A 25,743-nucleotide genomic window follows, 5' to 3' on the forward strand; every position below is an offset into this window, starting at 1 on the left:
CTTCGCCTTGTGGCGACCATCGCGATCGGCATGACGGCGGTGAACGAGAGCGGCGGCATCGCCGCGTGGCGGCGCTGTTTGATCGCTGCGCTTGCTCGGAGTGAATAAATTGCTCTCTCCGCCCTTTGGGGAGAGGGCCGGGGTGAGGCGCACGTGCGATGCCCATTGTGTCCGCGGCTACACTTCTGCCTCACGGAGGTGAGGAGTGGCTGTATTCCCTCAAGGCAAGACGCGCATCCGTGAGCGCGTGCGGGGTGGCGAGCGGCGTGTCTTCGAGGCACTGGCCAGGCAACTGGAAGACGATTACACCGTCTGGCACAACATCCCCATACTGGGCTCCAGCCGCGAGCCCGACTTCGTCGTCCTGCATCCCCAGCGAGGGCTTCTGATCCTTGAAGTGAAGGATTGGAGGCTCGCGACGATCCTCGACGCGAATCCCATGCGCGTCCACCCCTCCGGACCGAGCAGGGTGGTGTCGCAACGGTGCATCCGCTTTCCCAGGCGAAGGGATACGCGCTCGACGTGCACCGTCTGCTGGAAAAGCGTCCGCAGCTGTGTCACCAGGACGGGCCGCACAAGGGCAAAGTGATCCTGCCCTGGGCATGGGGCGCGGTGCTCTCGCAAATCAAGCGTGCCGATGTCGGTCGTAGCGGTGCGCGAGAGGTACTCGGCGCCCAGCTCGCCGGCCCGCTCTTCGCGACACGCGACGTAGTGCCGCGGAACGTCGACCTGTATCAAGCTAACACCGCTAACCGGGAGGAGAATGCCGACGCACGTGGACTGACGCGGTTCCAGACATGGAAGTTTGAGATAAAGCGCCCCTTGCCAACCGCCTCTGGTGTCAACAGCGAGTATCCCAAGAGCTTTGCGCCGCGCGAGGGCGGCGATTGCGCCACGTCTATGGGAACGCCACCAATCAGAAGCTTGCCACCGTCTGACTCTCGCCTCACGTGAATCGTAAGCGCCTCATGCTCCCGCGTCGTGGACTGCACCTCGCCGGCTATGTCGAACGCAGTTACGACGAGTTGATCTGAATCACTTCTACTTTTCTCCGAAAGCAAGAGCGACGTGTACTTGGGACACCGTGGCCGGCTGCGGCATGACACACAATGGCTGCCTGGCTGCGCGAGGGAAGCCGTAGCCACAGTCTTGCCACGCGGAAGTGCGGTCTGGATAGTTTGCAGGAGGTTATCTGCCTCCGCTGCGAGCTCTTCATCGAACGGAAGCGTTACGCTTCTGTGAGGACTGCGTAGTTCAAGCGTAACTTCTGCGCCTGGCATCTGCTCCTTCACTAGGAGCGCGTAAGTAGCGAGTTGAAGCAAGTACTCCCGGCGGGGTTCACCAGATGGCGTCTGCGCTAGCCCTAGCTTGAAATCGAGGATATGCACGCGGTCCCCTCGTCGCTGGACGAGATCTGGCCGACCTTCGGCATCGAAGCGGTCGCTAGAAAGCAGTCGTTCGATACCGAAGGGAGATTCTCGGCGCGCAGTCTTTGCAGGATCCGGGCTGCCGTATGTGGCCGTGGATCGGCACACCTGCTGGAAGGCGAGGCGTGAAGCGTCATTGACCACGGCCGGGCCGAGCAGCGCATCAATTCCACTGCGCAAGTACAGCCAGCGCGCCAGCCCTGGTCTGCCGGTTGATACGAGGCGGCCGAACTCAGTGCGGATCCACTCTCGAATGGCCGGTGCCGAGGGAACTCCAGCACGCCAGTGCGCGTGGATCGCGGCGTGCATAACGATGCCTAGAACGGAGGTGGGCCCCGGAGGAAGTCCGTCAGACCCGGATCGCTCCGTCTCGAAAAGATAGCGGCATGGGCACAGCCGGAAGACCCCGATCTTGGATGGTCGAATAGGTTGCGTGCGCGTGAGAGCGGCACAGACGGCTTGGATAGGTCCGAGCATCAAGGTGCTCTCAGCGCCGCAACAGTCGAGCCCATTCTTCTCGCCAGGTCAAAGGTGCTCGCAAACTTGACGGAGCCGACGTTGAACTGCCAGTCGTCGAGTGCCGTGTTCGCCGCCATAAGTGCATCGACGCTCCAGAACGGGTGCACCACAATCGCCCACCGGTCTTGGCTTGGATCGAGCTGAAACACCGGAACCCCACCCTTCACGTCCACCTTTGTCGTGTACAGGCGGCCTGCTTCCTCGGCCAGCTTTACTGCCACGCTTCTCCAATCGCGGATACCTGGCGCCGAGAAAACGCCGTCAATGCCGGTCACATAGGTAGGATCGAGCAGCAGCTGCAGGACGTCCAATCCCAAGCGCCAATCAAGAAGGCCATGGTACGTCTGGTTTCCGTACCGGTGCAAGCACTCATAGCAGCCTGTGAGACAACTACTGGAGTGCCTTAGGAGGGAGCGTAAGGGCAGCTCTCCTTCAGCGGAAACCAGGTGTCTGACCACTTCGAGGATTAGTGGCTCTTTAGTCGCAGCCGAGCCTTGGGCCAGGCGGTTCGTCAGACCCGAGCCATTCACAAGGGTGTCTGCGATTTGGAGCATAGGTACCAGGCTCGAGCCTCTATTTCGAATCCTGGGTTCGAGAATCTCGAATTCGTCAGGATCCACGTCGAGCAACTCGCGTGAAGCGTAGTCCACAACCATGAACAGCGCGGAGAGAGCGCCGGCCCTGAATCCGGATGACAACCGCACTTCGCCACTGGGGAGTGCCTTCACGAGTGCCAGCTGAGGTGGCACAGACTCGAATTCCAGTGTTAGAGAATCGGTCACCTTGGGCGCAGCCAAGTAGAAGGGGCCCTCGGACGCTCCGGTTGCTTTGAACCTGACATTCAGATCAGGAGAGCCGGTGTCAAGCTTCACGGCATCGGGGTCGAGCCACACATGATTGACAAAGACGCTGTGGTACGTCCCTGAGTCTCTATACGGCGCACGCAAGTCGCCCTCGTTCGCCGTCCACCCGGTCCACTTATCGGACCGGAACTCACCTCTGTTGAGGCGGAAGATCTGAGATCGTGCACTCGTCCCTAGGCGTAGGTTGCCCGGCAGCGGTTCCGTTTCGATGTGTTCTGCTTCAGCGATCGAACTTCTGCTGGCCTTGGCCTGGATTTCCTCGGACGCGTCCTCTGGTTTGCGCGCAAGAAGTGAGGTTATGAAACCATACGGAACGAAGGCCTTGTGGATAGTGCTCCCGGCGAGCTGGTGCCCGCATCCCCTGCACTCGCCTAGGTCGGCAGCAGGCCCATCTGCTTGCGACCAGGCCAAGCAGACACTGCATTCCGCTAAGTACCTGGCGTGTCCAATCCCCGCGGGAACGGACTCAAACCGATTCCTTTGGTCCTTGCTCCAGTTAGCCTGGAGCGAGTCGCCTGCGAAACCAGCTGTGAAATAGCGTCGTTTGTCTTGCACGAGTACCTTGCCAGGTGCAAATTCTTGGATAGCGACGTCAAGGTCGCGATCCATGCTTGCAAACGCAGGGCCTCGGGACGTAGAGACTGGCCGCGTGTGTAAGAGCCGCACGCGCGTCGGCATTCCATACATGGGGAACACCCCATGTTCGGCTAGTGCTTCAGCAAGGCCTCGATCCTGGAGGTAGTCATCATCGAGTACATGTTCGACATGTCCGATCGCTGCGTCGACGTCGATTTTCGAAAGCGCGCGTTGGGTCCTGACAGGATCGCCATGGAAGCAAAGGCTCGCAAACCGGTCGCGTGCGGAGATGCACTCGCAAAGTGCCTTGCGGATCCGCGGCATCCATGTTGCGCGCACAGCCGCTAGCTTAGAGACGCGAAAAAATTCGCCATGGTTATCCGGATCCGAGCGGAGATCATCGCCGAGCCATTTCTGCCCGGCGCGCGCACGCAAAAGGCGGAATGCGGCAACTAGCCACACCTTCAAAATAAGTCGGGATGCGATTTGATCGAGCGAAGTTGTTAGGAACGGGGGTGGGGGCGGATCGCCAGTGATCCGTTCTGGATTCTTGAAGTAGTGCAGATCATGGCTTTTGCTGCGGCACACAGTCAGCACAAGTGAAAATGCTTGGCCGCGCCGGCCCGCCCGTCCGACTCGCTGCTGATAATTAAAACGCTGCGGGGGCATGTTGGCCTGAAACACCGAACGCAGATCGCCGATATCTACCCCGACCTCCATGGTTGTCGTGACCGACAGCACGTCCACGGTGCGCGCTTTAGTGTCTAACTCTTGATCAGGTTGAAGGCCAGCAAAGCCCGAAGGCAAAATGTCGTCCTCGTCATTAATGAGGATGCCCTTGAAGCGGCGGAGCCGCGCAGCGGGGTTGACCGTCATCCCGGTAAGCTCCTCTGCTCTCATGCGCCGAATGCCGGGTGAATGCAGGATTCGCTTACCGACAAAGCTAGCCTTCCGCAGTTCCGCTGCAGTCCCCGAAGGCTCCATTCTGAGTCGCTTGCCGCAGCGCGTGCAGACAAGCCCTCCAACGTGGAGGTGTACGCGCCCGCAGTTTTCACAGCGCCAAAACGGCGCCTCCTCCGTCACTGGCCGGTACCAGAGCTCAGAAACGGACACGATCCCCTTCAGATGGCCTGCCGCTTGCAGTTCTGACAGCATCTGGTCTGCGACCGACAGAGGATCATCACCAGACACTTCCTGAATTGCGTGCAAGTAGCGGCGTAGCTTGCGGCTTCGAGCAGCGTCAGCCGCGGTGTCCCAGGGGGTCGCGTTGTCGTAATATGTCGACGGTGTGACGCGATTCGCGTCTGATAGCACTCGCAGCATGCCGTCGAACTTGGCTAGCTGCTCTCGCCCCTTGCCCTGGCGCAAGGGGAGGCAGGGATAGCCCCAGCCGGATTCTTCGACCGCAAAGTACGTCTTGCTGAAAATCGTGGTTCCGACAAGCAATAGCAGTTCGCTGCTGATCTCCCGGAACGCAGCTTCAAAGTCGCTGTGCCGATTGGGATGCTGGATCCATTGCCACGTCCCACCGGTCCTTTCGAACAGCTGCTGCCATGCGAAGCTTACCCCCGCGCCATTGCGCTCCGGCACAGGCGAGATGCCAGTCTTATCAATCGGATGAATCCCGGCGTTCACCAGGCCGCCTAGAACCGGTTTCAGTGCTTCGCCCATGCGCGGGACGCTCGGCTCGAGTATGTTCCGCAGAGGCACGCAGTCTTGGCTCGCCGAGATTTTTCTCGCAGCTAAGATTTCCATCCGGGCTTGTATTGCCCTCACCTCCTCTTCATAACCTGGCGGCTCTTCGAAGATCAGCCGCTTGCGGTGCTGCCGCTCACGTTCAAGCTGAGCTTCTATCTCGCCTAGGTTTCCAATATCTCCACCCATCGCTTGGAGAGATCGAACGACTAGCTCTCTTGTGACGTCCTCATGATGGCCGCTTTCTAAGTCAAAGGCCGCTTTCGCAGCATCCTGCCGACTATCTGAGAACGAAACGAGTCTCTCATTGGGCTGCGTGCGCTGCAGCTCAGACATTAGTGCGCTCGCAAGTAACTGCGTCGTTTTTGCAAAACCGACTCTGAACGCACGGATTGGCGACGGGCGCCCTCTGCCCTTCCTATAAGAAATTGCACATGCTGGGCACTGGAAGGGGAGGGCAGTCGCTGCGTCGGACCATGAGGTCTGCTTTCGCTGCTTCTCACCATTGAATTTGGCGGGATCGGGATCCACGTGGTAGATCCAGCCAGGAATCCTCTCCGAGTCCTCCCTTATCGGCTTAGCGCGCGTGATGGTGGCGAGGAACGGGTCGTACTCTGCTTCCTGCCACACGCCCTGTGCTTCGTCGTCCTCTGGACGCTCTTCTCCGACCGGGTGGAACCTGGTAATGGAGGGAAGAAAGACTGCGTAGTTTTCAGCGGATTGTTGCTCGACCTGGTAAACCTTTGCTCGTTCTGGAAGAGCGTCCGTGTCTGGATCGTTGGGCAATAGTTCTATGCGCCCGTTCCCGCCGCCGCGCCTTCCGCCTAAAAACAGTGTTCCGCAGCACTCACAATACAGAAGGTCTGTCCGCCGCGTGCGCCGCCGCTCGAACTCTTTGCCGTAGCGGACCCCAGGTTCAACAACTAGGTCACCGAAAATGAGGCCAGACCGTTGATCTGGCGTAAAGGAAAGAGGTGCGGGCCTCGGCGCAACGAAGAGGCCTTCAATGGCGCGAACGAAGGTGTGGACGCGAAACCGCGCAAGTTCAATGGATGCGGGAAAAGATGCATCGAACCACTCAGGCCACAAATCAGTGCAGGATCTGAGCCAGACGAGAGCGTGCACGGCGTCGATTCCGTTCGGGTCCTCTTGAAACAACCGGGAGGCGATTCGGGGTACCGTGGTCGCCCGTACTGCTCCGTTTTCAACACAGGATCCCTCCAACACCCGAGCGCTTTCTTGCACCACTGACGCAGCGACGGCATCTGCGTGGTCGCTCCGTGCTTCTACTCTCAACGCCTCCGCCAAGGCGCGCCATGGCCTGAGTTGCCGCACAGACTTGGAGTCGGCCGCGAGCATGTTTTGCAGTGCGCGAGTGCCCTCGACCAGCATCGCGGCTTGCCCAGAGAAGCGTACGGCCGTAACTGGGTTCGGCACGCCTGCCACGATTGCGTCCGACCAGTGGTCCCTGGTCGCGCCAGCAGGTAACCCTGCGCTGCCAAAGAATCCCCAAAGGTAGTCGAGGCTTTGCTCCCTGAGTGGGCCGTCCACTGGCAAGGAGGCGCTCGAACACAGGACTCGCAACTTGTGCTGGTGCTTGGGCTCTGTTAGCCCGAGTCGATCCAGAACGGCCCGTAGCAGATACGCGATCTCGGTGCCGGATGAGCCACGCTGGAGGTGGAGTTCGTCTAACACGAGATAGAAATATGCGTCGTCGTTGCTCTCGATCCAAGCCCGTGTCTTGCTGAAGATCTGTTCATCGATCTCGCGCACGAGCATCGTGGATAGCATGCTCGTGTTGGTGATAAGAATGTCCGGTGGATGCCGCTGCATCTCCCAACGGCTGACCACCTCCGCACCTGGCAGCCTGGGGAAATTGAACGGCAAGGACGCTTCTTGTCCGCGAGCTACAGCCTCTACTACCGCCTTGGCGTGTGTTGCCTGGGCATCGAGCAAGAACTCGCGCAGATCGTCGATTCTCCGCCGCTCGTTCGCCCTTTCCTTCTCTGTGTCGATTCGAGGGTGCCGTAGCCAGCCTGTGGTCTTCGTTGCACCCGTGTATCGCCCAAAGAAGATGCGGTTGCCATGGAAGTGCCGATCCATGGCGTTGTGCGCAGCATCGGAGTCGAGTGCTCTCCGGAGGCGCACCATCTGATCCTCCACCAAAGCATTCATCGGGTAAAGGACAAGCGCCCTGACTGCTTTTGGACGCGTAGGCGCCTCCCATGGCCCGTCACGCAGGAAGGTCGGAGCAGCAGCTTCGGCTGTCCACCAAGGTTTCCACTCCCGCAGCTTAGGGCTGGGACTCCAACGAGTGGCCTCGCGAGCAATTGCGGCGAATATCGGCAAGAGAAATGACTCTGTCTTTCCCGAGCCAGTACCCGACGTGACAATCCCCGGGGTGCCAACACCAACTCCTCTCTTGAGCATGTCAAGTTGGTGCCTGTACAGGGAAAACCTGCCGCGTTGCGGGGAGCTCGGCTCGGCGGGTATGAGCCCCCCTAAGCAAAGCTCAGCGAAGGCTTGCCGTTCCGCCTTCGAGAATCCGGGGAGCCACGTGCGCCCGTTCGCCTCAGAGATTAGGTCGTCGATCCTGATACCGTAGCTTGGGTAGGACGGTAGTGGCTCGAGTAGAGGCTCCTTCGCGAGCGCGCCGTCAAGCTCAAGTACCCTTCTTCGTTGGGACTGGATTGCAGGATCGGCAATGCGGAATGCCGTCTCAAGGTAGGTGATGTAGAAATCTCTAATCGACTCGAAGGTGTGAATCGGATCCTGCATCACCCCCTCCCTTCTTCTGTCTGCGACCGCGATGCAAAATCGGGCGCCCAGTTTGATTTCATTGCCTCTAGCAGTTGCTTGGAATAGCCCATCAGGCTATCGGCAGGCTTAGCCCGTGTGCGATGTTCATCGGGCCGCCCAGCGCGCAGCATCGCAAATGCGACGGCGCCGGCTTCGCTCACCCCCAGACATGACAGAGAGCTAGCAAGCGCGGCTTCGACATTGGCTTGGGAGCCGCTCCATACATTTCCCTCCTCTCCACGTGTGGCTATGTCGTCCCATGCGGCCGTGGAAAGATGGGTGCGTTTGATGCGTAAAGGTTCGGCATCTGGCTCGTCGCCCCAACGAGCGTCTACTGCGATGAGTGGGAGCTCTGTCGAAAGTGGGGAGGCGAGCGGAAAGGTGGACTTGCCCGAAGAAAAATCAAGCGTCGCGATGATCGGGGCACCCCTCGAAAAGAGGCGAACGCGGCCGTTTGCGTCCGTCCAGGGTACGCCTGTGGGGGCAAACGGGCCGCGGAAGAGAGATAGGAATTCGGGAAGAAGAGCCTCCGGAGGAGCACGATTAGCTCCGGAGAGCTGGATGACCGAGCATCGCCTCAAGGCGGATTGAATGGAAAGAAACTCACCGAGGGGCAACGCCATCAGGTGCTCGGCAGCTTGCACCAGTGCGGGTGCTCTAAAGAGGTCGGAGAGGTTGAACATGTCGCCACTTATCGCCACGCTGCACCTTACGCCGCCGGCGAGTACCTCAGAAAGGAGTGCCGAGACAGCGACTTTGTTGGTCCCGACTAGGCCCACTGCACCGCAGGTTCGAGCACCGGCAACGATGGCTGCAAGCATTTGTCGGCTGTACCCGGTTGTGTAGGTACTCCGTTCCAGCGCCAGTGCAGCTTCTTGCGCAGACTGCAACTCAGACCCAACGTCAATGGTTGCGAGCGTGTTTGCGTGATCCTCGTCGCCCTCAGGCGTGGCCGTTCCAGAATCGAGCTGCTTTGAGCTGGGAGCTAACTCGGCCCCATGGCTCAGAATGTCCCGGAATAGTGCGGCTTGTGCTAGCGTGGCGATCCCGTTTTCTCTGGCCTTGTCAAAGGCCGCCCTGGTCTGCCTGGACAGTTCCGCTTCTTGCGCCCTAGCCGCCTTTTTTGTCGCCTCGGCGCGCTCTGTGAGGCGCCGAATTTCCTCCCTTAACCTGGTCACCTCCTCCTGCTCGCGGGACTTTTCAGCAGCGAACTTCGCCACTACAGCTGCTTTCGCCTCTTCTATACGATCTGCGACTGCCGGCAGGGCAAGTAATTGCTCAATGACGTCATCGAGCTGCGACCGAAGATCTGCGACCGCGTCGAGCCGGGCTCTTGCGCGCTCTAGATTCGGACCGATTGTCTCGCCTGCCTCAGAGGCAACAAAGTCGCAGAGGGCTTGAACTTGAGCACGCGAAAAAGTCGGGAACTGCCCGGTTGAGTCGTGAGTCTTCAAGAGCCGTTTCAGCAGCAACGCTGGTGGCGAGCAATCGAGCTTGCCCGATGGCGCTGGAAGTGGTCCGAGAACTATCTTGCGCCCGTTGGAAAGAAGATGCGCTTCAAGGACAGGGTAGACGTCGAGTGGCCGATCGAATTTAAATGTCGCCGGGTCCGCGACCTCCGCCGGCATTCGCACAAGAACACTGTCGGCAAGGCTAAATACAGGCAGCACGGATGCTGCCCCATTGAACGAGGTCTGAATCCACTGGCGTATTCCATCTGGATCCGAGGACGGGTGCGGCACTTCTACGATGGAGTAGACCCTGTGGGCTAGCGCGGTGACAACGAACTGGGTCTTTCTGTCGGAGCTGCGGTGCTCGACCTTCCAGAGCGCGATGTCGCCATCTTGATGGGCGGCCGAAATCGTATTCGGAAAGGCAGTGATGTCGCCGCTCTGTACATAGAGCGCCTTTGCTTGAGTCGAAGTGAGTTCGACCAAACGGCCATCGACCTTGGTCCCCAACACTCGCGCGAAGAACTGGCCCGACGGCAAGTGATTCTTGATCTCGGCGAGAACCAGGTGGCTCTCCGGGTCAAACGAGCCGCTCTGCTCGAGGTCGGCGGCCTTAAGGTATTGCAACCCTGTCCGCACTCTGTTGGCCATAATTGCGTCAGCGAGCGCTTTGCATCCCGTCTCTAGCTCCGCTCGCGAGACGGCGAGCCTTCGCAATGCTTCGCCGACTTCACCTTCATCCCCTCGCGCAGCGGCAGCAATGGCAGCAACCATGGAGGGGAATGCATCACCTGCCTCTAGCTCACTATGTGACGCCACATTGCGTGCGCACCCCGCCAACACCTCGGGGGTCACAACTACGCCAGGCTCAGCAGCCGGTTGCGGTGCAGCGTTCTGAATCTCCGGGACGGGCTTGCTAGCGCTGGGGCCTTCAAGAAACTGCAGGATCTCTGGGTCTTGCGTCTGAAGGTACCGAAAGAGGACGGCACGCCATTCGGGTTCCCTTGTCTTGCTCTCGAGCTCGTCTTGCGTAGCCGATTTCAAACTGTCGAGGGCTGCCCGTGGCCCGGGGATGCCGGAGAAATCCGAATTTTCGAGCAACCATTCGCGGACCACACTCATCGCGGGCGCGCCGAGGGAGCAGAGTAGGTCTACGGCTTGTGCCTTTGACTTCGGTACGTTCTGAGCCTTAGCTTTGGCCAGAATTAGGCGGCTTCGCGTCTCGCGCACGCAGCGAATCAGCTCGTGCTCCTCCGCGCCCAATTGAAACATGAGCTCGAGCCGCTTCTTCCTGTTGGTGTTCTTGCCTGTACTCAATGTGTCCCCGGCTTTCTGTGATAACTCCGAACTTACTTCGCGGCCTATTGCCGCGCGCGTCGCAGCCGAAGGGCTAACGCTCTTCGCTCAACGGCTCTATCGTAGGCAGGTCCGATTGCGGACTCGGGATGCCGCCAGCCCAGGTAACTGCGGACATCTTCGGGTGCCGGTCCTGTGAATATGTAGTTGGAAGTCTCGTCAGCGCCAATGCAGCCGCCGCCAAACAGCATCCACCAGCGTGTCAGTGTGGCCGGGAGCTCGTTGATGTGCGGGCTCCATGCAATCTCACCTGAGACGCGAAGGCGCGCCGTTTGGCTCTCCTGGACCAATTCACCTGCGAGCCAAGCCCACGGCAAGCTGTCCGTCTTTGCGTACCGTCCGCTCCCAAGGTACGCCGTGTACCAGGTTCTCTGTCCAGCTGCGCGCCTAACCTCACCCACGCTCCAGTCATCCCGCAGGCCCACGTCGCCGTTCCAGCTACGGGTGCGACGGTCCCATGGCTGCATGTCGCGATCCCTTGGCGGAATGTATGAAACCGTCATTCGACTGAATTCGGGGGACACGCCTGCTAGCGGCGGGTGCGTTGAATTCGGCTCTACTACCTGGGCTCCGAGCTCACGCGCAATTGCAGTGCCCCGCTCTGGAGAGGAAACGCTGATTTCAATGGCTCCTATTGAGAAGCCCTTTCGCGCGGTTAGCCGATGTGCGGCCTCGCCCGCCCGGAGCGAGGCCCGCAGCTTTGCCAGCAGGTGTTCGGTGGCCATCCCAAGTACCCGAACGACTACTTCCCCATTGCGCGCGATGACGGAAGCCATCGTGTTTGCCAACGCAAGGCTCCGATGCGGTACATCCCGTCTCGTTAAAGCGACCAACCATTGGCCGTCCAGCAGAAGTCGACGAGCGAGAAACGGCGGGCAATTACAAGCTGCTGCGGCGCGGTCAACATGCTCCCGTAGCAAATCAAAGGTGAGGGTGCTTCGACGGTGGAAACGCAACGCCAGGGCTTCTGCGAGCCAAGCAAATGGCTGCTGCTGCTCGAAGATGTCTTGGCGTTCGAACCCAAGGGTTGGTTCCGCCACCCTAACTAGCTCCGGAAACACTGAAGCGGGCAAACGATGTTGGGCAGCGTCACTCTCTCCGCATGGCGCGATGGGGCGGTGTACGTTCTGCAGCTCCACCAATGCACCGTCTGGCCCATCACATAGCCAAAGAGACAGGTCTCGCATCGGGGCACTAGCAGCTCCCAAGCTACTCGATACGAGCGGTGCCTGAACGGTCGCGGTAAGCCCGTTAGCCGTCTCTAGGGCGAATTCACATGCAAAGGCGTCGCCGGAGACGTTTGCAAGGTGATCTGACGGAATTCGGAACCCGTCCGCTTCAGAGCTCATCTCGCCGCTCTGGATCGCGCTGCCGTCTGAAGACGCCAGTCGATATGAGCCCTTAACAGCATCGGGCATCCGGACGAGCGGAATACTTGCTGGATTGAGTAAGAGAGCTTGTCCGAACCAAGCTCCTCCAGACATGCGAGGTCGCGGTGGCGCCCAGCCGGTTCGCGTAAGCCCCTTGACAACTGGCGGCGCACCCTCCAGCACGCGCTTCAAGGTGACTGCGCTTATTTTGGGACACAGAAAGGCCGCCCAACTACCGAGCTGCCCTCCGGAAGGAAGTGATATGCACTTCGCTCCTAGATGCTCCAAGCGGCTTTGAAGCTGTTTAGCGAACCGGACCGCAACAGTGAAGCAGGCTGGGCCGCCGTCAAAGTAGGAGCCGTGCAAGGACAGGTCACCGCCGTCATCTGGCAGGAAGATCAGCCAGCCAGCGTCGACAGCTTTCGCTATTTTCGTCGCAGAGAGCGTCTTCGAGTTGCGCAACCAAGTCGCCAACTCGGGCAGTTTGGGGTAGCTGCCAGAGTGAAATACGACGTGATCACACTTGTCGCGCCGCGGGGCGCTGAGTTTGGTGACTTGCAGTGTGGCGTTCTTTGCGGCAACCTTGTCGACGAACAAAAATACTTGTGGATCCAGTGGGTCCGAAGCGTCGATCGTTAGGTTCGCGATTCCTGTCGTCGCATCGCGCTTCTCGGCTTCATCCAGCGAGATGTCTCGGATTGCTCCCCAAAGCGGCGACTCGAAGGCGCCGGAAAAATTAGCGCTCCGGACAAGTGCATTGAAGTGCTCAAGCTCAGCCCGGAAGTTCTTCGAGAAGCTGGTTAAGCGAGAATGCAATGCGGCGTTGACATCCTCGAAGGGCGCTTGGTCTCCGAGTTCGGCGTCCGCTAGGATCGCTCGCAATAACCCCTCGTCCTTGTACGTAGGAAACGCAATACGCTTTGAATGGCCGATCCGGTTTTCATGTCCAGGATCGGGAAGCGTTAACAGTGCGCAATCCCGCGTGGCTTTGAAGCGAAGTTTCGCCCACCGCTGCATTAGCCGCCACATCTCTGGCAGATGCAGGAACGACATGGCCTGCGTTTCCGGCACATTCACAAGTTCTGCGAAACGGCGCCTGAAGTTGCCCTCTCCTGCAGTTTCGTTGTCGGCCGACGCAGCCAGCAAACTGAGATATATCGCCGCGAAGCATTTAGGGGCTACATCTGCTCGGGGCGTCGCTTTGGCAGCTCCCGGCCACTCGAAGTGTTCTCTGATGGTGGATGCGTCACGCCCAAAGCGGCGCAGGAACAAACGCTTGGCCTGCTCGGGGTCGCAACTGCGGTCGCCGGTGCATTTCGCCAGGAATCGGGCGTTTGAGGCAATGCGGCTGATCGGAGTGCCCGCGCGGGACGGTACTAAAAAGACAGCTGCAACGAGTGCGTCATTCCACTGCGTTAACGACCAAGTTTTCCAACCCATGGCTTCGTGGCGGGCCAGTTTGGAATCCGCAGGCGTGGCGTCAAGGGCGTTCCGAGTGGCGAGTATTGTTCAGTGGGAACTGTCTCAGAACGTATACGCACAGTCAATGTCATCGGTGGCTCTCGCAGCAAAAGTGTGGTGCGGCGTATGACGGAGCGCTGGTTTCCAAGAGTAGGAGGCCATGCTTGAACGCCGGGCCACGTTCCCCTTGGGTAGTGTGTGTGGACCCTTGGTTGACAGCTGCTTCTTGGCCCTGCAGCTGGTCATAGAACAACCGTCGCTCCACACTTCGCGAGGTAATCGGCAGTCGCGTCGAGTGGCCCCGGCGCTCTGGTCGAATCCGATGAGGATCCTTCGGGGACCCACAAAATCATTCCCTCTCGCGCGCGGGTGAGAAGCACCCGGTACGAGTTCGCGATGAACATCTGATTCGTCGAAACGTTAACCTGCTGCCAAGCATTTCCGGATAAGCGTGAGTAGAGCCACCGTTCCTTCGACTCGTCCCAAAGCATGTCCCCGCCCCAACACAGGCAGCTGAGATCAAGCTCAAGACCTTGGCACGAATATTCATTCGCTGGAACTTCCAGCGCGAAAGACGAGCGAATATCGTGATGGGGGTTGAGATACCAGTGTGCGATCTTGATGCCCGCCGTCGCGTCAAGCATTTCCCCAAAGCCATCTGCCCGAAGCCGGCGAGCGCCTGAACTTGCTACCAAGCCATACCGCCGCTCGCCTCGGCCATGCATGTGCAGCCACTGCTTCGCCTGCGCTGGCGAGCGCGTAAGCAAAACCGGGTAGTCTCCTAGTTCGGAGGCGATGTTCTGCGCCTCGCGCGTCCGGCCAGCGATGACCGCATCGACCCACTGGCTGACGCGCGGCGAACGGTAGCTTCTTTGTGGGACTCGCAGCTCCAGATCACGTTCTTGGCGATGACGTACGTCGGCTGGAAGTTCTCCGATGCTAAATGCGCCAGCCGTGTCTCCCCCGGAGAACAGGTCGGGCGGCCCGATGACTGTCCACTGCGATCGAACTTCAGGGCTTAGCTTGCGCAAGGCCTCTCCCCACCCGTGGACGCCCTCTTCCCCTGAATTGATCTCCTGACCGCCGCCCACGAGGCAAATACATGCACACCACTCCGGCTGGTGCGACATCAGGTCCAGCAACAGTGCGGGTTCCGACGCGTCCCGGTTGAATTTCTCGCGTCCTTGTTTTTCGTCCCAGGCCCTTTGCGCTTCGTCGAATACGATGGCGTGTTCGTGCACGGCCGGTCCAGAGGGCCGCGAGAGTCCGTCCTTTAGGAAGTCGTTGATGTGTTGAATTCGAACGCGTACCTCGCGCCGAATCTCTTCACGTGAGCGACCGCCGCCACGCTCCTGCTCCCGCGTATGCTGGTCCCGAGCGAGTGCTTCGCGCAAGACAGTGACCAAGGGGGTATTGCCGGAGAGGTAAACGATGTCGCCCCGCTCCTCAACACCCGTCGTGATGGCGCTGTGCACAACGTCCAATCCGGCCAAAGTCTTACCCGAACCGGGCACGCCGGTCAGCATCAGTAGAAAGCGTTCCTTCTTGTCCCTGGCTTCTTGGATAAGAGCCAGCAGACGCGCCGAAGCGGTCCGCAAATTCTCTGCGTCGGCCTTTGTGATGCTCGTGACGGTATGACCAGCAAAAATCGCTGTTGCGGCTTCCACAATACTAGGCACAGGCCGGTAGGGCGAAGAGTCCCAACCTTCTGCCGCGATCGGAGCGCCAATCTCCTGTGTCTGGAGTGCAGCGAGGAAACTACGGAGACCGAGTCGTCCAGCCAAGTGCACGCGGCTAACTACGTCATGTGCCTCGTCTGCTACGACATACCGCAGGAGAGGCTCCGTGTGTTCAGTGTTCCACAGGACCGGGTAGATCTTCCGGGACCTGCTCTCCCCGTGAAAGTCTCTCAGATCTAAGGCGTACTCCTCGACCTGCCGCTGGTCCTGCTGCGGGAATTCCGCAGAACCGCTCTTCGCCTCGACGACCACAATCACGTATTCGGCCAAGATCACGATGTCAATCCTGCGTCGGAGGCGATAAAGGGGATATTCGAAAACTACGGTCCATTCCGCAGCTTCTGGGCGCCTGGAAAGTACGTCCAGCAACTCCGCTTGCAGCAGCGGGATCGTCTGTTCCCAGGCTCGGGTTTGTCGCGTGTACTGAGATGCAAATCCGTCTTTGGCGTAGCTAGCCTGGAGCACCCCGAGGATCTCAGTTGCCTGTGAGGCCACAAAACACGTAATTCTTTCTTGGTAATACGCGGGCATGGCACCAGTACGTCGTTGTTCTTGATTTCGGAACGTATAGCAGACCGCGTCCGAACACCAGCAATACCCGCGTGGCACCGTTGCGAAACTGCAGCGTGCAGTCAGCAACCTTCTTGAGATTGCAATCGTCCAGGGTTGATTGGCGTCGGAGGGCGCGGCGTAGGCGCACACCGCCAGACTCCTGCAAGGAGCTGACAAGTGGCGGTGTTCCCCCGGCAAGGTCTTCGAAGCACTGGTCAGACAGCTCGAAGACGACTAAACCGTGTGGCACAACGCACCAATGGCGGGGTCCAGGGCCGTTACTCCGGGCTGTTGATCGACAAACCTCGCGGGGCGACTGGACCGTCGCCGCCGCGAATATGGTAGGTCCCTCCACCAAGCCGCTGCTGGTGCTTTCACGACGACGTCCAGTCGATGCACCGGAAGAAGGGCGGCAAGCTTAGCTTCGCGAAACTCGGTGTTGAGGCGTCGGACCGCACTGAGATCTTGAAGATCACCTCCGCAACACACGTAGGTTTTGCCGCGCTGGACTGCGCTCGATCCGTATTGCAGGCGCGTGACACGATTAGATGTCGACGACATCCCGGTTGGCAATGCCAGACTCCACAGGACGCACAGGTCCGTTTCCTATGCTCCATAGGTTCGAAAGGCCGTTCGCTGAATGAGGGACGTCGTAACGATTTCGCCTGCCCGTTCAGGAGCCACTTAGCACCACCTTTAGACGGCTCTGCAGTTTTTGCGCGTCCTTTAGTTCGCATTCCCATACGACAAAGACCCGCCAGCCGAGCGCCCGCAAAGCTGCGTGATTCTTTAAATCACGCTCTCGCGTTCTGGAGAGCTTCGGCCCCCAGTACTCTTGTCTCGTCTTTGGGAGGTGCCCGATTGGGCACGAGTGACTGTGCCAAAAGCATCCATTGACGAATATGACGGCGCGATGCTTCGGCAAGACGATGTCGGGATGCCCGGGCAAATCCTTGCGGTGCAGGCGGAAGCGAAATCCAAGAGCGTGGAGAAGCGAGCGCACCTTTACCTCTGGGCCAGTATGCGTCCCCTTTATGGCACGCATTAGCCGACTTCGATCGGCAGACGACAAGCGATCCATGGTGCTGCTTCCAACTGTTCAGCTATGCTGTGAAGATGTCCCGCGCATTCTTGACTCGCAATCCAACTCCGCCGGAGCTAACCCTTCTCAAAAAGTTTCTAGCTAGCTACCGCGATGGCTCGGGAAATCTGCGCGAGCCGGACGGCAGCACGCGGGCAGAGTTCCGGCAGATTGAGCGATGCTTTGCTGAGTTGCTCCACGGGCGCACTACAGAGAACAAGGCGTTCTACGATTTTGTGGTTCAGTCAAACGAGGCCGGCGGCGTTGCAGTTCGCGGGGCATCGATCAAGACGAAAGAGCACCCGCGACTGCTTCAATACACCACGCAACCAGCGGCACTTCGTGCTCACCTTGAGCTTTCAAATTCAGCGGCAAAGGACTGGGCACTATGCTCAGATCGAGGCCTCACTGAAGTGATGTTCCGCGACGGCGAGCGGGCAGACGACTTTGGGGCGGTGGTGTTGGATCGGCAGCAGACGGAGCGCCAATCATCTGAGACTGCGTACCTCAATAGCATCCCAGGTGCGAACAAATTCTTCGTCCACCAGGACTGTGTCTACATCTCAGTCTTGTACTCTCCGATGACGAATGGTGAGCGCACGTACCTGGTGTGTAGCTTCCACGCAGTCCTGCCCGCACCGGCCCGTTGGAGAATTCAGCAGCGTCGGCTGGTCGGGTACGACAGCGAGGATGGCGTTCTGTATGAGTGGTACGGTCTGTCGGGCGGCCAGCTCAAGTACTACCCCAAGATTGCGGACCGTCTTCACGGCACGGAGCTCTTCACGCTGGCCGACTTTCATCCCGCGGTGGAAACCTTGAGAGCGAAGGTCAGCCGCATGTTCGGCGACTAAAGAAGCCCCTTAACCTGTCGCATCACGTGTCGCATCAGCAGTGGCGGCACGGCGTTGCCGATCTGTTCGAATTTCTCCCCCAGGTTGCCGGTGGGTTCGAATCCAGGAGGAAACGTCTGAATGGCGGCAGCTTCTCGCCAAGAGAGTCTTCTCGGCTTCAACTTCGGGTACTTTGGACAGAACTGAAGATGGTCGTAGTCGTCAGTAAAGCGCCATTTCTGCTTCCACCCGTTCGCGAGATCGCTCCACTCCAGTTCCATTTTCGGGGACGCGGGATGCAGCGTTACATGCCGAAAGTTCGCCACAACAGTAAAGGCCGGGTTGTCCCAACGATGCCGCCGGTTCCGTGACATGAAGTACCAAGCGAAGTTGCCCTCTGGATCGTGTGGACGCTCGTAATACTCACCCTTTGGCCTTGGCGGCAAATGCGAGATAGCGTCTCCGTGGGACGCATGCGGCAGCAGCCCCTTCTTCTTCGCGACCTCCGGCTTGGCATGCGTGGCCTGCGGGAACTCAAAGGTATCGGCCACATCGTGTCGAACGCCGACGATCAAGACGCGCTTGCGATATTGCGGCACTCCGTAGTCCGCAGCATTCATCAACATTGAATGTACGTGGTACTTCGCGTCCAGCTCGTTTTCGTACACGTGGATCTGTTCTTCAAACCACTTTCCGTTCTGAAGCTTCGTCAAGCCAGAGACGTTTTCTGCGATGAAGACTTTTGGCTTGATCTTGTTGACAGCGCCCGCAAACCCTAGAAAGAGGTTTGATCTATCGTCCGAACTTGGGTTTCGTACGCCGCCCATCGAAAACGACTGGCACGGATACCCCCCCATCACCACGTCTGCCTTCGGGTAAGGATTCTTTTTGGACTGGTTAAATTCGAAGATTCCCGTCGTGCGAACGTCCGCGTCTGGAAAGTAGTTCGCGAAGGTCGCGGTTGCTGCCGGGAAGTTATCTAAGGCGAGGGCAGTTTCAAAGCCTTCTGCATGGGCTCCGAAGTCCATCCCCCCCGCACCCGCGAACAGGGAAATTACCTTGTTTGCTCTTGCCACCTCTACAAACTCCTCATGCGGTCCAATGCGGATTATGTACCCATACTGTAGATTTGGCCAGTGCCGAGGTGCCCTGTAAGGGGTTTTGCGGCGCCTGTCGCTACAAAGCCCTAGTTCATGGAGCCAGTCCCCCTCACCCACACCGCGCCGGCAATCGGTTTCGTGCACCCATCGCGCATCTGCCCCGATCGACAGTTCGCCCGCGTGCTGGTGTGGATGCGGCGCTCGGCATGGACGGGGTCACTCGCGCCTTCGATCCTCTGCCTCCCTAGGAGGAAGAATCATGAACCGCAAGGGATGGGTGTCAGTGGCCGCAATGAGTCTCCGGCGTTGCGAACGCCACTTGCTACAGCGTCTATAGGGCCGACGGCAAGCTGCTGCAGCAAAGCTCCAAGCCGCCGGTGGACCTCTCGCAGCAGATCGGGGACACGGTGCCGGAGAAGTTCGGGCGCGGGGCGACGAAGCTCGGACCAGGGGATTTGCTGCCAGGAGCGAGCGAGCCAGGTCGGCGCGCAGAGTACGCTGGCGGATTACGTGGTGCAGGAAGAGAAGAAGGCGGAGGGGAGCAGGCGGGGATGCCGGCGGAGGACAAGAAGGCTGGACGCGATCACGACGGCGGGGTTGTCTGAATTTTTGTGTGTGAGGCCCTGAGACTTGTCCACGGCGGCGGGCGTCGCTTGCGACAAACGCACTACGCGGTGGGCAAGTCGGTGCGACATCTTAGGCCGCCGCCTTCGTGAAGCGATCTTCGTAGATGATCGCGAACTGATTCATCGCCTCCTTCCATTCTTTGGCTGCTCGGCCCCAGTCGGCGGTGATGTTCTTCAAGGCGAGCCAGATCAGTTTGGTCGCAGCGTCGTCGCTGGGGAAGTGGCCGCGGCTCTTGATGATCTTGCGCAGCTGCGAATGAATGCTCTCGATCGCGTTGGTCGTGTAGATCACCCGTCGGATGTCCGGCGGGAAGGCGAAGAATGGAATCACGTGGCTCCAGGCGCGTCGCCAAGCCGGCGTCACCGTGGGGAACTTGATCCCCCAAGGACCTCGCTCAAATGCTTCCAACTCGGCCTGGGCCGCTTCGGCGGTGGCCGCTGTGTAGATCGGCCTGAGCGCGCGCGCCATCGCCTTGCGATCCTTCCAGCTAGCGAACTCCAGGCTGTTGCGGATCAGATGCACGATGCAGGTCTGCAGCGTCGTGGCGGGAAACACCGCCGCCAGCGCTTCGGGCGTGCCCTTCAAGCCGTCGGTGACCGCGATCAGGATGTCACCAACTCCGCGGGTCTTCAGGTCGTTAAACACCTTCATCCAGAACTTGGCGCCCTCTGAGCCTTCGATCCACAACCCCAGGATGTCGCGGCAGCCGTCGCGCTGCACGCCCAAAGCCAGGTAGATCGCCTTGTTGCGCACCACCGCGTCTTCCTTGATCTTCACCCGCAAGGCATCGAAGAAGACAACCGGGTACATCGGCTCCAGCGGGCGCGACTGCCAGGCGTTCACTTTAGCCATCACCGCTTCCGTGACCGAGCTGATGAACTCCGGCGACACCTCCACGCCGTAGCTTTCCAGCCTGGATCTCGCGCATCGTCATGCCGCGCGCGTACATGGCGATGATCTTGTCGTCAAAGCCGGTGAAACGCCGCTCGTGCTTGGGGATCAGCAGCGGCTTGAAGCTGCCGTTGCGGTCCCGCGGAATGTCCACCCGCACCGACCCTTCTCCAGTCAGCACCGTCTTGGGGCTGGTTCCGTTGCGATGGTTGCCGGCGGTTTCCTCCTCCGCCGGCGGCTGGCCCAAGTGGTGGCCCAGCTCTGCGCCCAAGGCGCGCTCGATCAGCGCCTTCTTGAACGCCATCGTGGCGGCGTTCACAGCCTCGCCGGTCATCGGACCGGAGACGAACTGATCAATCAGTTCTTTGGGAATCTTCGGAAGCGCCGCGCTCTTGGCGGCGATCTCCGCGTTCCTCTCCTTCGTTCTGCTCGGCATATAGAGCTCCGGGGGTTGGTCACTTTATGCCTCACACACGAAATTCAGGACAGGCCCACGACGGCGGCAATCCCCCATCAGCATCGTGAACACCCGATCCGCCTCGATCGCATCATCGATCTGCACCTTCAGCAGTCGGCGCACATTGGGATTCATCGTCGTCTCCCACAGCTGCTCCGGCTTCATCTCCCCCAGCCCCTTGTAGCGCTGGCGGGAAGTGGTCCGCTCGGCCTCCGAGATCAGCCACTTCATCGCCGTCCGGAAGTCGCCCACGCGCTCCTCCTTGGCGCCCTCACCCTCGCCTCGCTTCACCACCGCTCCTTCGTTCAGCAGTCCGCGGAACGTATCCGCCGCCTCGGCCAGCGCCTCGTAATCCGCCCCGTGCACGAAGTCCTGCGTGATGACCGAGGACTTGATGTTCCCGTGGTGCCGCCGCGAAATCCGCAGGATCGGCTTGTCCGAACGCGTGTCAAACTCGCCAGCAACCTCAGCGGGCGCAGCGCTCGTCAGCCGGTCGATCTCCTGCAGCTTGTGCAGCGCCAGCGCGCTCTTCTCCGCGTCGGGCACCGTGTCCAGGTTCAGCATCACGCCGTCGGAGATCGCGCGCAGCGCCTCGGCGTCCATGAAGCCCTTCAGGCGGTTGATCACGTTCTCGGCCACCTGGTGCTTCCGCGCCAGCTCCGACAGCGTGTCGCCTTCCAGCACGCGGTTGTCCGCGCCACCGGTCTCCACCTTGGCCCCGTGCATCGCGATGCGCAGCAGGAAGCCATCGAGCTCGCTGCCGTCCTTCAGGTACAGCTCCTCCTTGCCCGCCTTCACCTTGTACAGCGGCGGCTGCACGATAGATGTGGCCGCGCTCCACGAGCTCGGGCATCTGGGGCCAAACGCGGTCAACCAGTAGCGGGCGGACGAGGTTGCGCTTCTATTGGAGCGCGCGCCGCCATCGGGCGCTCTCCTGCTAGGATTTGTAACTTGAAGCACCGCACGGCCGCAGGCCGTACCACATCGAAGGAAGTTGAATGCCGGCCGAGCTCGTCACCAGAGAACAACTTCAGTCGGCGGAAGCAGCCGCTATCGCCAAATTCGGTAGCCAACCCGGATATCGTGATTGGCAACCTAAATTGGTCGCCCACATTGCCGCCGTCCGTAGCGCGCCGGAAGAGGAGTTCCTGTCCGCCGCCTTTCAGTGGGCTTTGTGGGAGAGCGAGGCAGTGTCGGCCACTGGAATGGGAACAGTGGACGTTTCGACATTGATTTCAGATCCGCAGATCGCCCGGATGCTCTGGGACTTCAGAAACCTGGTCCTGTCGCCCGAACGGGAGGCGCGCAAGTTGCAGATCAAGTCTGCGTGGGACAAGTTTGCATCCACCATTCAGCCGCTTCTGCCTCGCTCTCCGCGACTGAAGATGTACCGGGTTTTTGCTGCCTTATTTCCGGAGGACTTCACCACCATTGCCCACGTTAGAAAGCTGCGGCAACTCGCGAAGTCGATGCACCTTTCAGAAACGGCTTCGAAGCCTGGCGTGCTGCTGCATGCCGAAGTCCTCCAGAAGCTGGAGGACGCTCTCGGGCCGGTGACCCCGCCCCCAACAGAAGCCGGAGTTCAGAGGATGTCGCTGCCATGGCTCCTATACGCAGCGCACATCCAGGAGGTCGGTGAGGAAGCAACGGTTATCGATGACCCGGCTTCCGGCTCCGAAAAGCTTAACCCACTACCGGCAGCCCGCCGGCGGAAAGGGTTGACTGCTATTGGCGGTTTCCTTCCCTCGGTGCGGAGCATGATCGAGTTCGCGAAGGAGGGATGCACTCGGGAGGACATGCGTGAGCACATCCGCTCCGTCAACCCCAAGCTGTCCGACAGCTCGATCAATACAAACATAAACGTGCTCATTGCCGAATGGGGCGTGATCAAGGCGAGCGGCAACGAGTTGCGGCTCACGGCGCGTGGCGAGACATTCCTAGAAACCGGCGATCCGGACGAGCTGTCTGATTGGTTGCTCACGCGTATTCTAGGATTCGATCGCGTGCTGTTCGAGCTAAGGAAGGCGCCCATGTCCGCCGAGGCGTTAGGGGCTTTACTGCAGACCGTCAACCCCGGCTGGACGACGCGATTTGCGCCGGACGTAATGGTGAAGTGGACAACGCGTCTGGGACTCGCCGACGTGGACACGGCGGGAGTGGTGCGCCTGACGCCTGAGGGCAGTGCTTGGGCATCGCGAATCCATTGGACTCCGGAATCGCTCCCGAAGGAGGATGCGGATACGCACCTCGCCGCAGTCGAGGCAGCAAAGCCACAACGCAGTACCGGCATCGCGCGTCGCCCATCACTCAGCGCGATGCATGGCGCGTTTCCGAAGACAGCGACTTTCCCGAAACAATTGATCGCGCGGCTCGATGCAGGTCTGTGGCACAACGAGAGGCGTCACTTCGCCGTACTTGCGGGATTGAGTGGCGCGGGCAAGACCCTGCTCGCCAGAAGTTACGGGCTCGCTCTCTGGTCTGGCGAGTCATCTCCGGAGGAGGGCCTGTACGTTCTCCCGGTGCAACCCGGGTGGCACGACCCATCATCAATCCTTGGCTACGTGAGTCCGCTTCTGGAGGGTGTGTACGTTCGCACAAACCTCCTCGACTTCATACTTCGCGCAGCAGGAGATCCAGGGCGGCCGTACACCCTTGTACTCGATGAGATGAACCTCTCGCATCCTGAGCAGTACCTCGCACCTTTGCTGTCCGCGATGGAGACTGGCGACCCGATCCACTTTCACACTTCCGACGAGGAAATGACGGGGGTACCGCCGCGTATTCCATACCCGGCCAATCTAGTGATTATCGGCACCGTGAACATGGACGAGACCACCCATGGACTGAGCGACAAGGTGCTGGATCGTGCATGTGTGATCGACTTCTGGAAGGTCGACGTCGATGCATATCCCGGCTGGAGTACGAGTGAGCTTGATCCCATCACTGAAAAAGTGGTGCGCGATGTGCTTAGAAACCTGGGCCAAGCTCTGGAGCCAGCTCGGCTTCACTTCGGCTGGCGCACGGTAGCCGACGTGATCGGGTTCGTCCGTTCGGCCGCGCAGGACGGAACGATGACCGCGGCAGAGGCGCTTGATAATGCGATTTACGGCAAGATTCTCCCGAAGCTTCGTGGTGACGATACTCACCGGCTGCGCACGGCTTTGCAGAAGGCTAAGGAGGTGCTGGATGCAGCGCAGTTGCATGAGTCGCGCGCCAAGGTGGACGAGCTGAGCGATGATCTTCAGCAGACCGGCAGTGCAAGATTCTGGCGCTGAACTGACCCTGGCTGTCCGTCGCGCCGACGACGAGGCCGCCGCCATCCGCTATGACGTAGCCACTCGACGCGTCGTGGGCTGTACAGAGTGGGTTGAATACCTTCTCGTCGTGGAGGGGGCGGACTCATACAGTCTCTTCGTCGATGATGTGGAAGCGAAGCGGATTGGCTCTAAACCGAATACTTGGCTATGGAGTGCAGGTTTCTTTGCGGGCGAGGTTCCGGTGGAAGTCGTAGACAGTGCAGGGGCGCTACGGCTGACATGCTGGATCGATGTTTCGCCTGCACCGAGTAAGCTCGGCTCCGAGGAATTCGCGGGAATGCTCGACGAGCTATTTGCCTTCGCACCTCACCTTGTGATAGGCGCTGAAGCGGCGCAAAGCTCCATCGGCACAAGCGGGACCTTCTACGATCCACACTTGGCGTACGCGCGGCTCAAGCTGTACGCGCCGACGTTCCTGTCGGCGCTGCAAGAGGTGAGGCGCCGGCCGCTGACCCGTCTTCGCCATGGGCGCCAGCATCAGTCGTTGCACCAAGTGCGCCGTATGGATGCCGCAACTATCCGGGCGGCCGCTCAGACGGCTGGAACTGCGCGTGTCCTGCGGCGGCAGTCAAGCTCGTTGGAAGGCGCACCGGTGCTGTTCGATGTACCCTCCGCCGAGCACACGGTGGACAATCCCGGGAATCGGACGCTACTGGCGGTCGCACGCGCCATGCTGCGCCGTCTGAGAGGCGTCGGCACCGAGTTTGAGCGACTCCGACTTGGATCGGCATGGGATAGCGATGCCGACGAGGTTAAGTTGCGACTTTCGCGGCGCATGCAGTTCTTGGCGCACCTCGAGGACGCCTTGCGAGCTATTGTCAGATCCTCGCCCTTCGATAAGGTGAGCCGCCCGGAGATTTCCGCGGCGGGCCTGAATACGATAGCTGCAGATCCTGTCTATGCCCGCGCCTATCGCAACGCTTGGCGGGCCTTACGGCCAGGCGTTGAAGGTGAGCGCGGCCACGAGAGGCTTTGGATGAGCCCGAGTTGGCAGATCTATGAGCGCTGGACCTTCTTGCAACTAGTCCGAACGCTTCGCAAAATCCTAGGTGACGCTGCAGGCGAGATTGTGTACCCGTCGCGCCTTCGGGGGGACTTCATCAAGTTCTCGTGCGTCGTCGGGCAGAGAAAGGTACAGGCCTACCTACAGCCGCGGTTTCCTGCGGGGGACCAAGGTGCACCGCATGGCTTTCACAGCATATCTGGAGAGCGCTATCCCGATTTGGTGCTGACCATTGAGAAGGGCGAGCACCGCAGGTTCCTTGTCTTTGATGCAAAGTACCGAGTCTCTCGGTATGGGGTGCTCGAAGGCATGGAGTCAGCCCACATCTACCGGGATAGCTTGAGATGGAACGGGCAAGCTCCTGATGCCGCCATACTGCTTGTCCCCGCCGGAGGCGGTGCACCGTGGTTGGAGCAATCCGAGTTTCGGCAACGCGAGCTGGTCGGCGTCGTGCCTTTGTCCCCGACGACCGGAACCGGTGTTCTAGAAAATCTCTTGCGCCCAATACTGGTCGGCCCGTTCTAGCCTTCTCCTAGCTTGCCAGCGCGCGCACCATCACTGGTTTTGCTGCGTGAAACGACGGGATCTCGTTTGCGAATCTCTCGACGCTAGCCTTGATGCCGCACGGG

Annotated in this window: 11 protein-coding genes and 3 pseudogenes; 5 read left to right on the top strand and 9 right to left on the bottom strand. The window is 59.9% G+C overall.

What is annotated here, in order from left to right:
* Window positions 1–247 precede the first annotated feature (247 nt).
* The gene (locus AC3EGR_RS05565; RefSeq protein WP_488545660.1) at window positions 248–589 is read left to right on the top strand and encodes a nuclease-related domain-containing protein; all 342 of its coding nucleotides are present in this window, start codon (window positions 248–250) and stop codon (window positions 587–589) included.
* Window positions 484–954, top strand: coding sequence for a hypothetical protein (locus AC3EGR_RS05570; RefSeq protein ID WP_488545663.1), 471 nt, complete (start codon window positions 484–486; stop codon window positions 952–954). The genes AC3EGR_RS05565 and AC3EGR_RS05570 overlap by 106 nt, the downstream gene beginning before the upstream one ends.
* Before the next feature lie 134 nt (window positions 955–1,088).
* Here AC3EGR_RS05570 and AC3EGR_RS05575 read toward each other — a convergent pair.
* The 6 genes and pseudogenes from AC3EGR_RS05575 to AC3EGR_RS05600 all read right to left on the bottom strand — a co-directional run.
* Window positions 1,089–1,904, bottom strand: a pseudogene (locus tag AC3EGR_RS05575) (PD-(D/E)XK nuclease family protein); the annotation flags it as partial.
* Window positions 1,904–7,858: a DEAD/DEAH box helicase gene (locus tag AC3EGR_RS05580; protein ID WP_488545458.1), complete on the bottom strand. Its 5,955-nt coding sequence runs from the start codon at window positions 7,856–7,858 to the stop codon at window positions 1,904–1,906. The gene AC3EGR_RS05580 and the pseudogene AC3EGR_RS05575, both read right to left, overlap by 1 nt.
* On the bottom strand, window positions 7,858–10,647 hold the full coding sequence (locus AC3EGR_RS05585; RefSeq protein WP_488545459.1) for a coiled-coil domain-containing protein: 2,790 nt from the start codon (window positions 10,645–10,647) through the stop codon (window positions 7,858–7,860). The genes AC3EGR_RS05580 and AC3EGR_RS05585 overlap by 1 nt, the downstream gene beginning before the upstream one ends.
* Window positions 10,648–10,691: 44 nt before the next feature.
* Window positions 10,692–13,328, bottom strand: coding sequence for a hypothetical protein (locus tag AC3EGR_RS05590; protein WP_488545460.1), 2,637 nt, complete (start codon window positions 13,326–13,328; stop codon window positions 10,692–10,694).
* A gap of 431 nt (window positions 13,329–13,759) precedes the next feature.
* A complete protein-coding gene (locus AC3EGR_RS05595; protein WP_488545461.1) occupies window positions 13,760–15,787 on the bottom strand; it encodes a DNA/RNA helicase domain-containing protein in 2,028 nt (675 codons plus the stop codon).
* 694 nt (window positions 15,788–16,481) lie between these two features.
* Window positions 16,482–16,889: a very short patch repair endonuclease gene (locus AC3EGR_RS05600; protein WP_488545462.1), complete on the bottom strand. Its 408-nt coding sequence runs from the start codon at window positions 16,887–16,889 to the stop codon at window positions 16,482–16,484.
* Between the two features lie 35 nt (window positions 16,890–16,924).
* Between AC3EGR_RS05600 and AC3EGR_RS05605 the strand changes: the two genes are divergently transcribed.
* Window positions 16,925–17,740, top strand: a complete 816-nt coding sequence (locus AC3EGR_RS05605) for a hypothetical protein (RefSeq protein ID WP_488545463.1) — start codon at window positions 16,925–16,927, stop codon at window positions 17,738–17,740.
* Here AC3EGR_RS05605 and AC3EGR_RS05610 read toward each other — a convergent pair.
* From AC3EGR_RS05610 to gyrB, 3 genes and pseudogenes are all read right to left on the bottom strand, one after another.
* Window positions 17,737–18,795 (bottom strand): DNA cytosine methyltransferase, encoded by a 1,059-nt coding sequence (locus AC3EGR_RS05610; RefSeq protein ID WP_488545464.1) that lies wholly within the window; start codon window positions 18,793–18,795, stop codon window positions 17,737–17,739. The two genes, AC3EGR_RS05605 and AC3EGR_RS05610, sit on opposite strands and share 4 nt — an antisense overlap.
* A gap of 720 nt (window positions 18,796–19,515) precedes the next feature.
* Window positions 19,516–20,773 (bottom strand): annotated as a pseudogene (locus AC3EGR_RS05615) (IS256 family transposase).
* Window positions 20,774–20,842: 69 nt separating this feature from the next.
* Window positions 20,843–21,653 (bottom strand): annotated as a pseudogene (gyrB, locus tag AC3EGR_RS05620) (DNA gyrase subunit B); the annotation flags it as partial.
* 139 nt (window positions 21,654–21,792) lie between these two features.
* Here gyrB and AC3EGR_RS05625 point away from each other — a divergent pair.
* The gene (locus AC3EGR_RS05625; RefSeq protein ID WP_488545465.1) at window positions 21,793–24,069 is read left to right on the top strand and encodes an McrB family protein; all 2,277 of its coding nucleotides are present in this window, start codon (window positions 21,793–21,795) and stop codon (window positions 24,067–24,069) included.
* Window positions 24,029–25,639 (top strand): nuclease domain-containing protein, encoded by a 1,611-nt coding sequence (locus tag AC3EGR_RS05630; RefSeq protein ID WP_488545466.1) that lies wholly within the window; start codon window positions 24,029–24,031, stop codon window positions 25,637–25,639. Before AC3EGR_RS05625 ends, AC3EGR_RS05630 begins: the two co-directional genes overlap by 41 nt.
* The last annotated feature ends 104 nt before the right edge of the window (window positions 25,640–25,743 follow it).

The sequence above is a fragment of the Ramlibacter sp. G4-7 genome, from assembly GCF_057784995.1.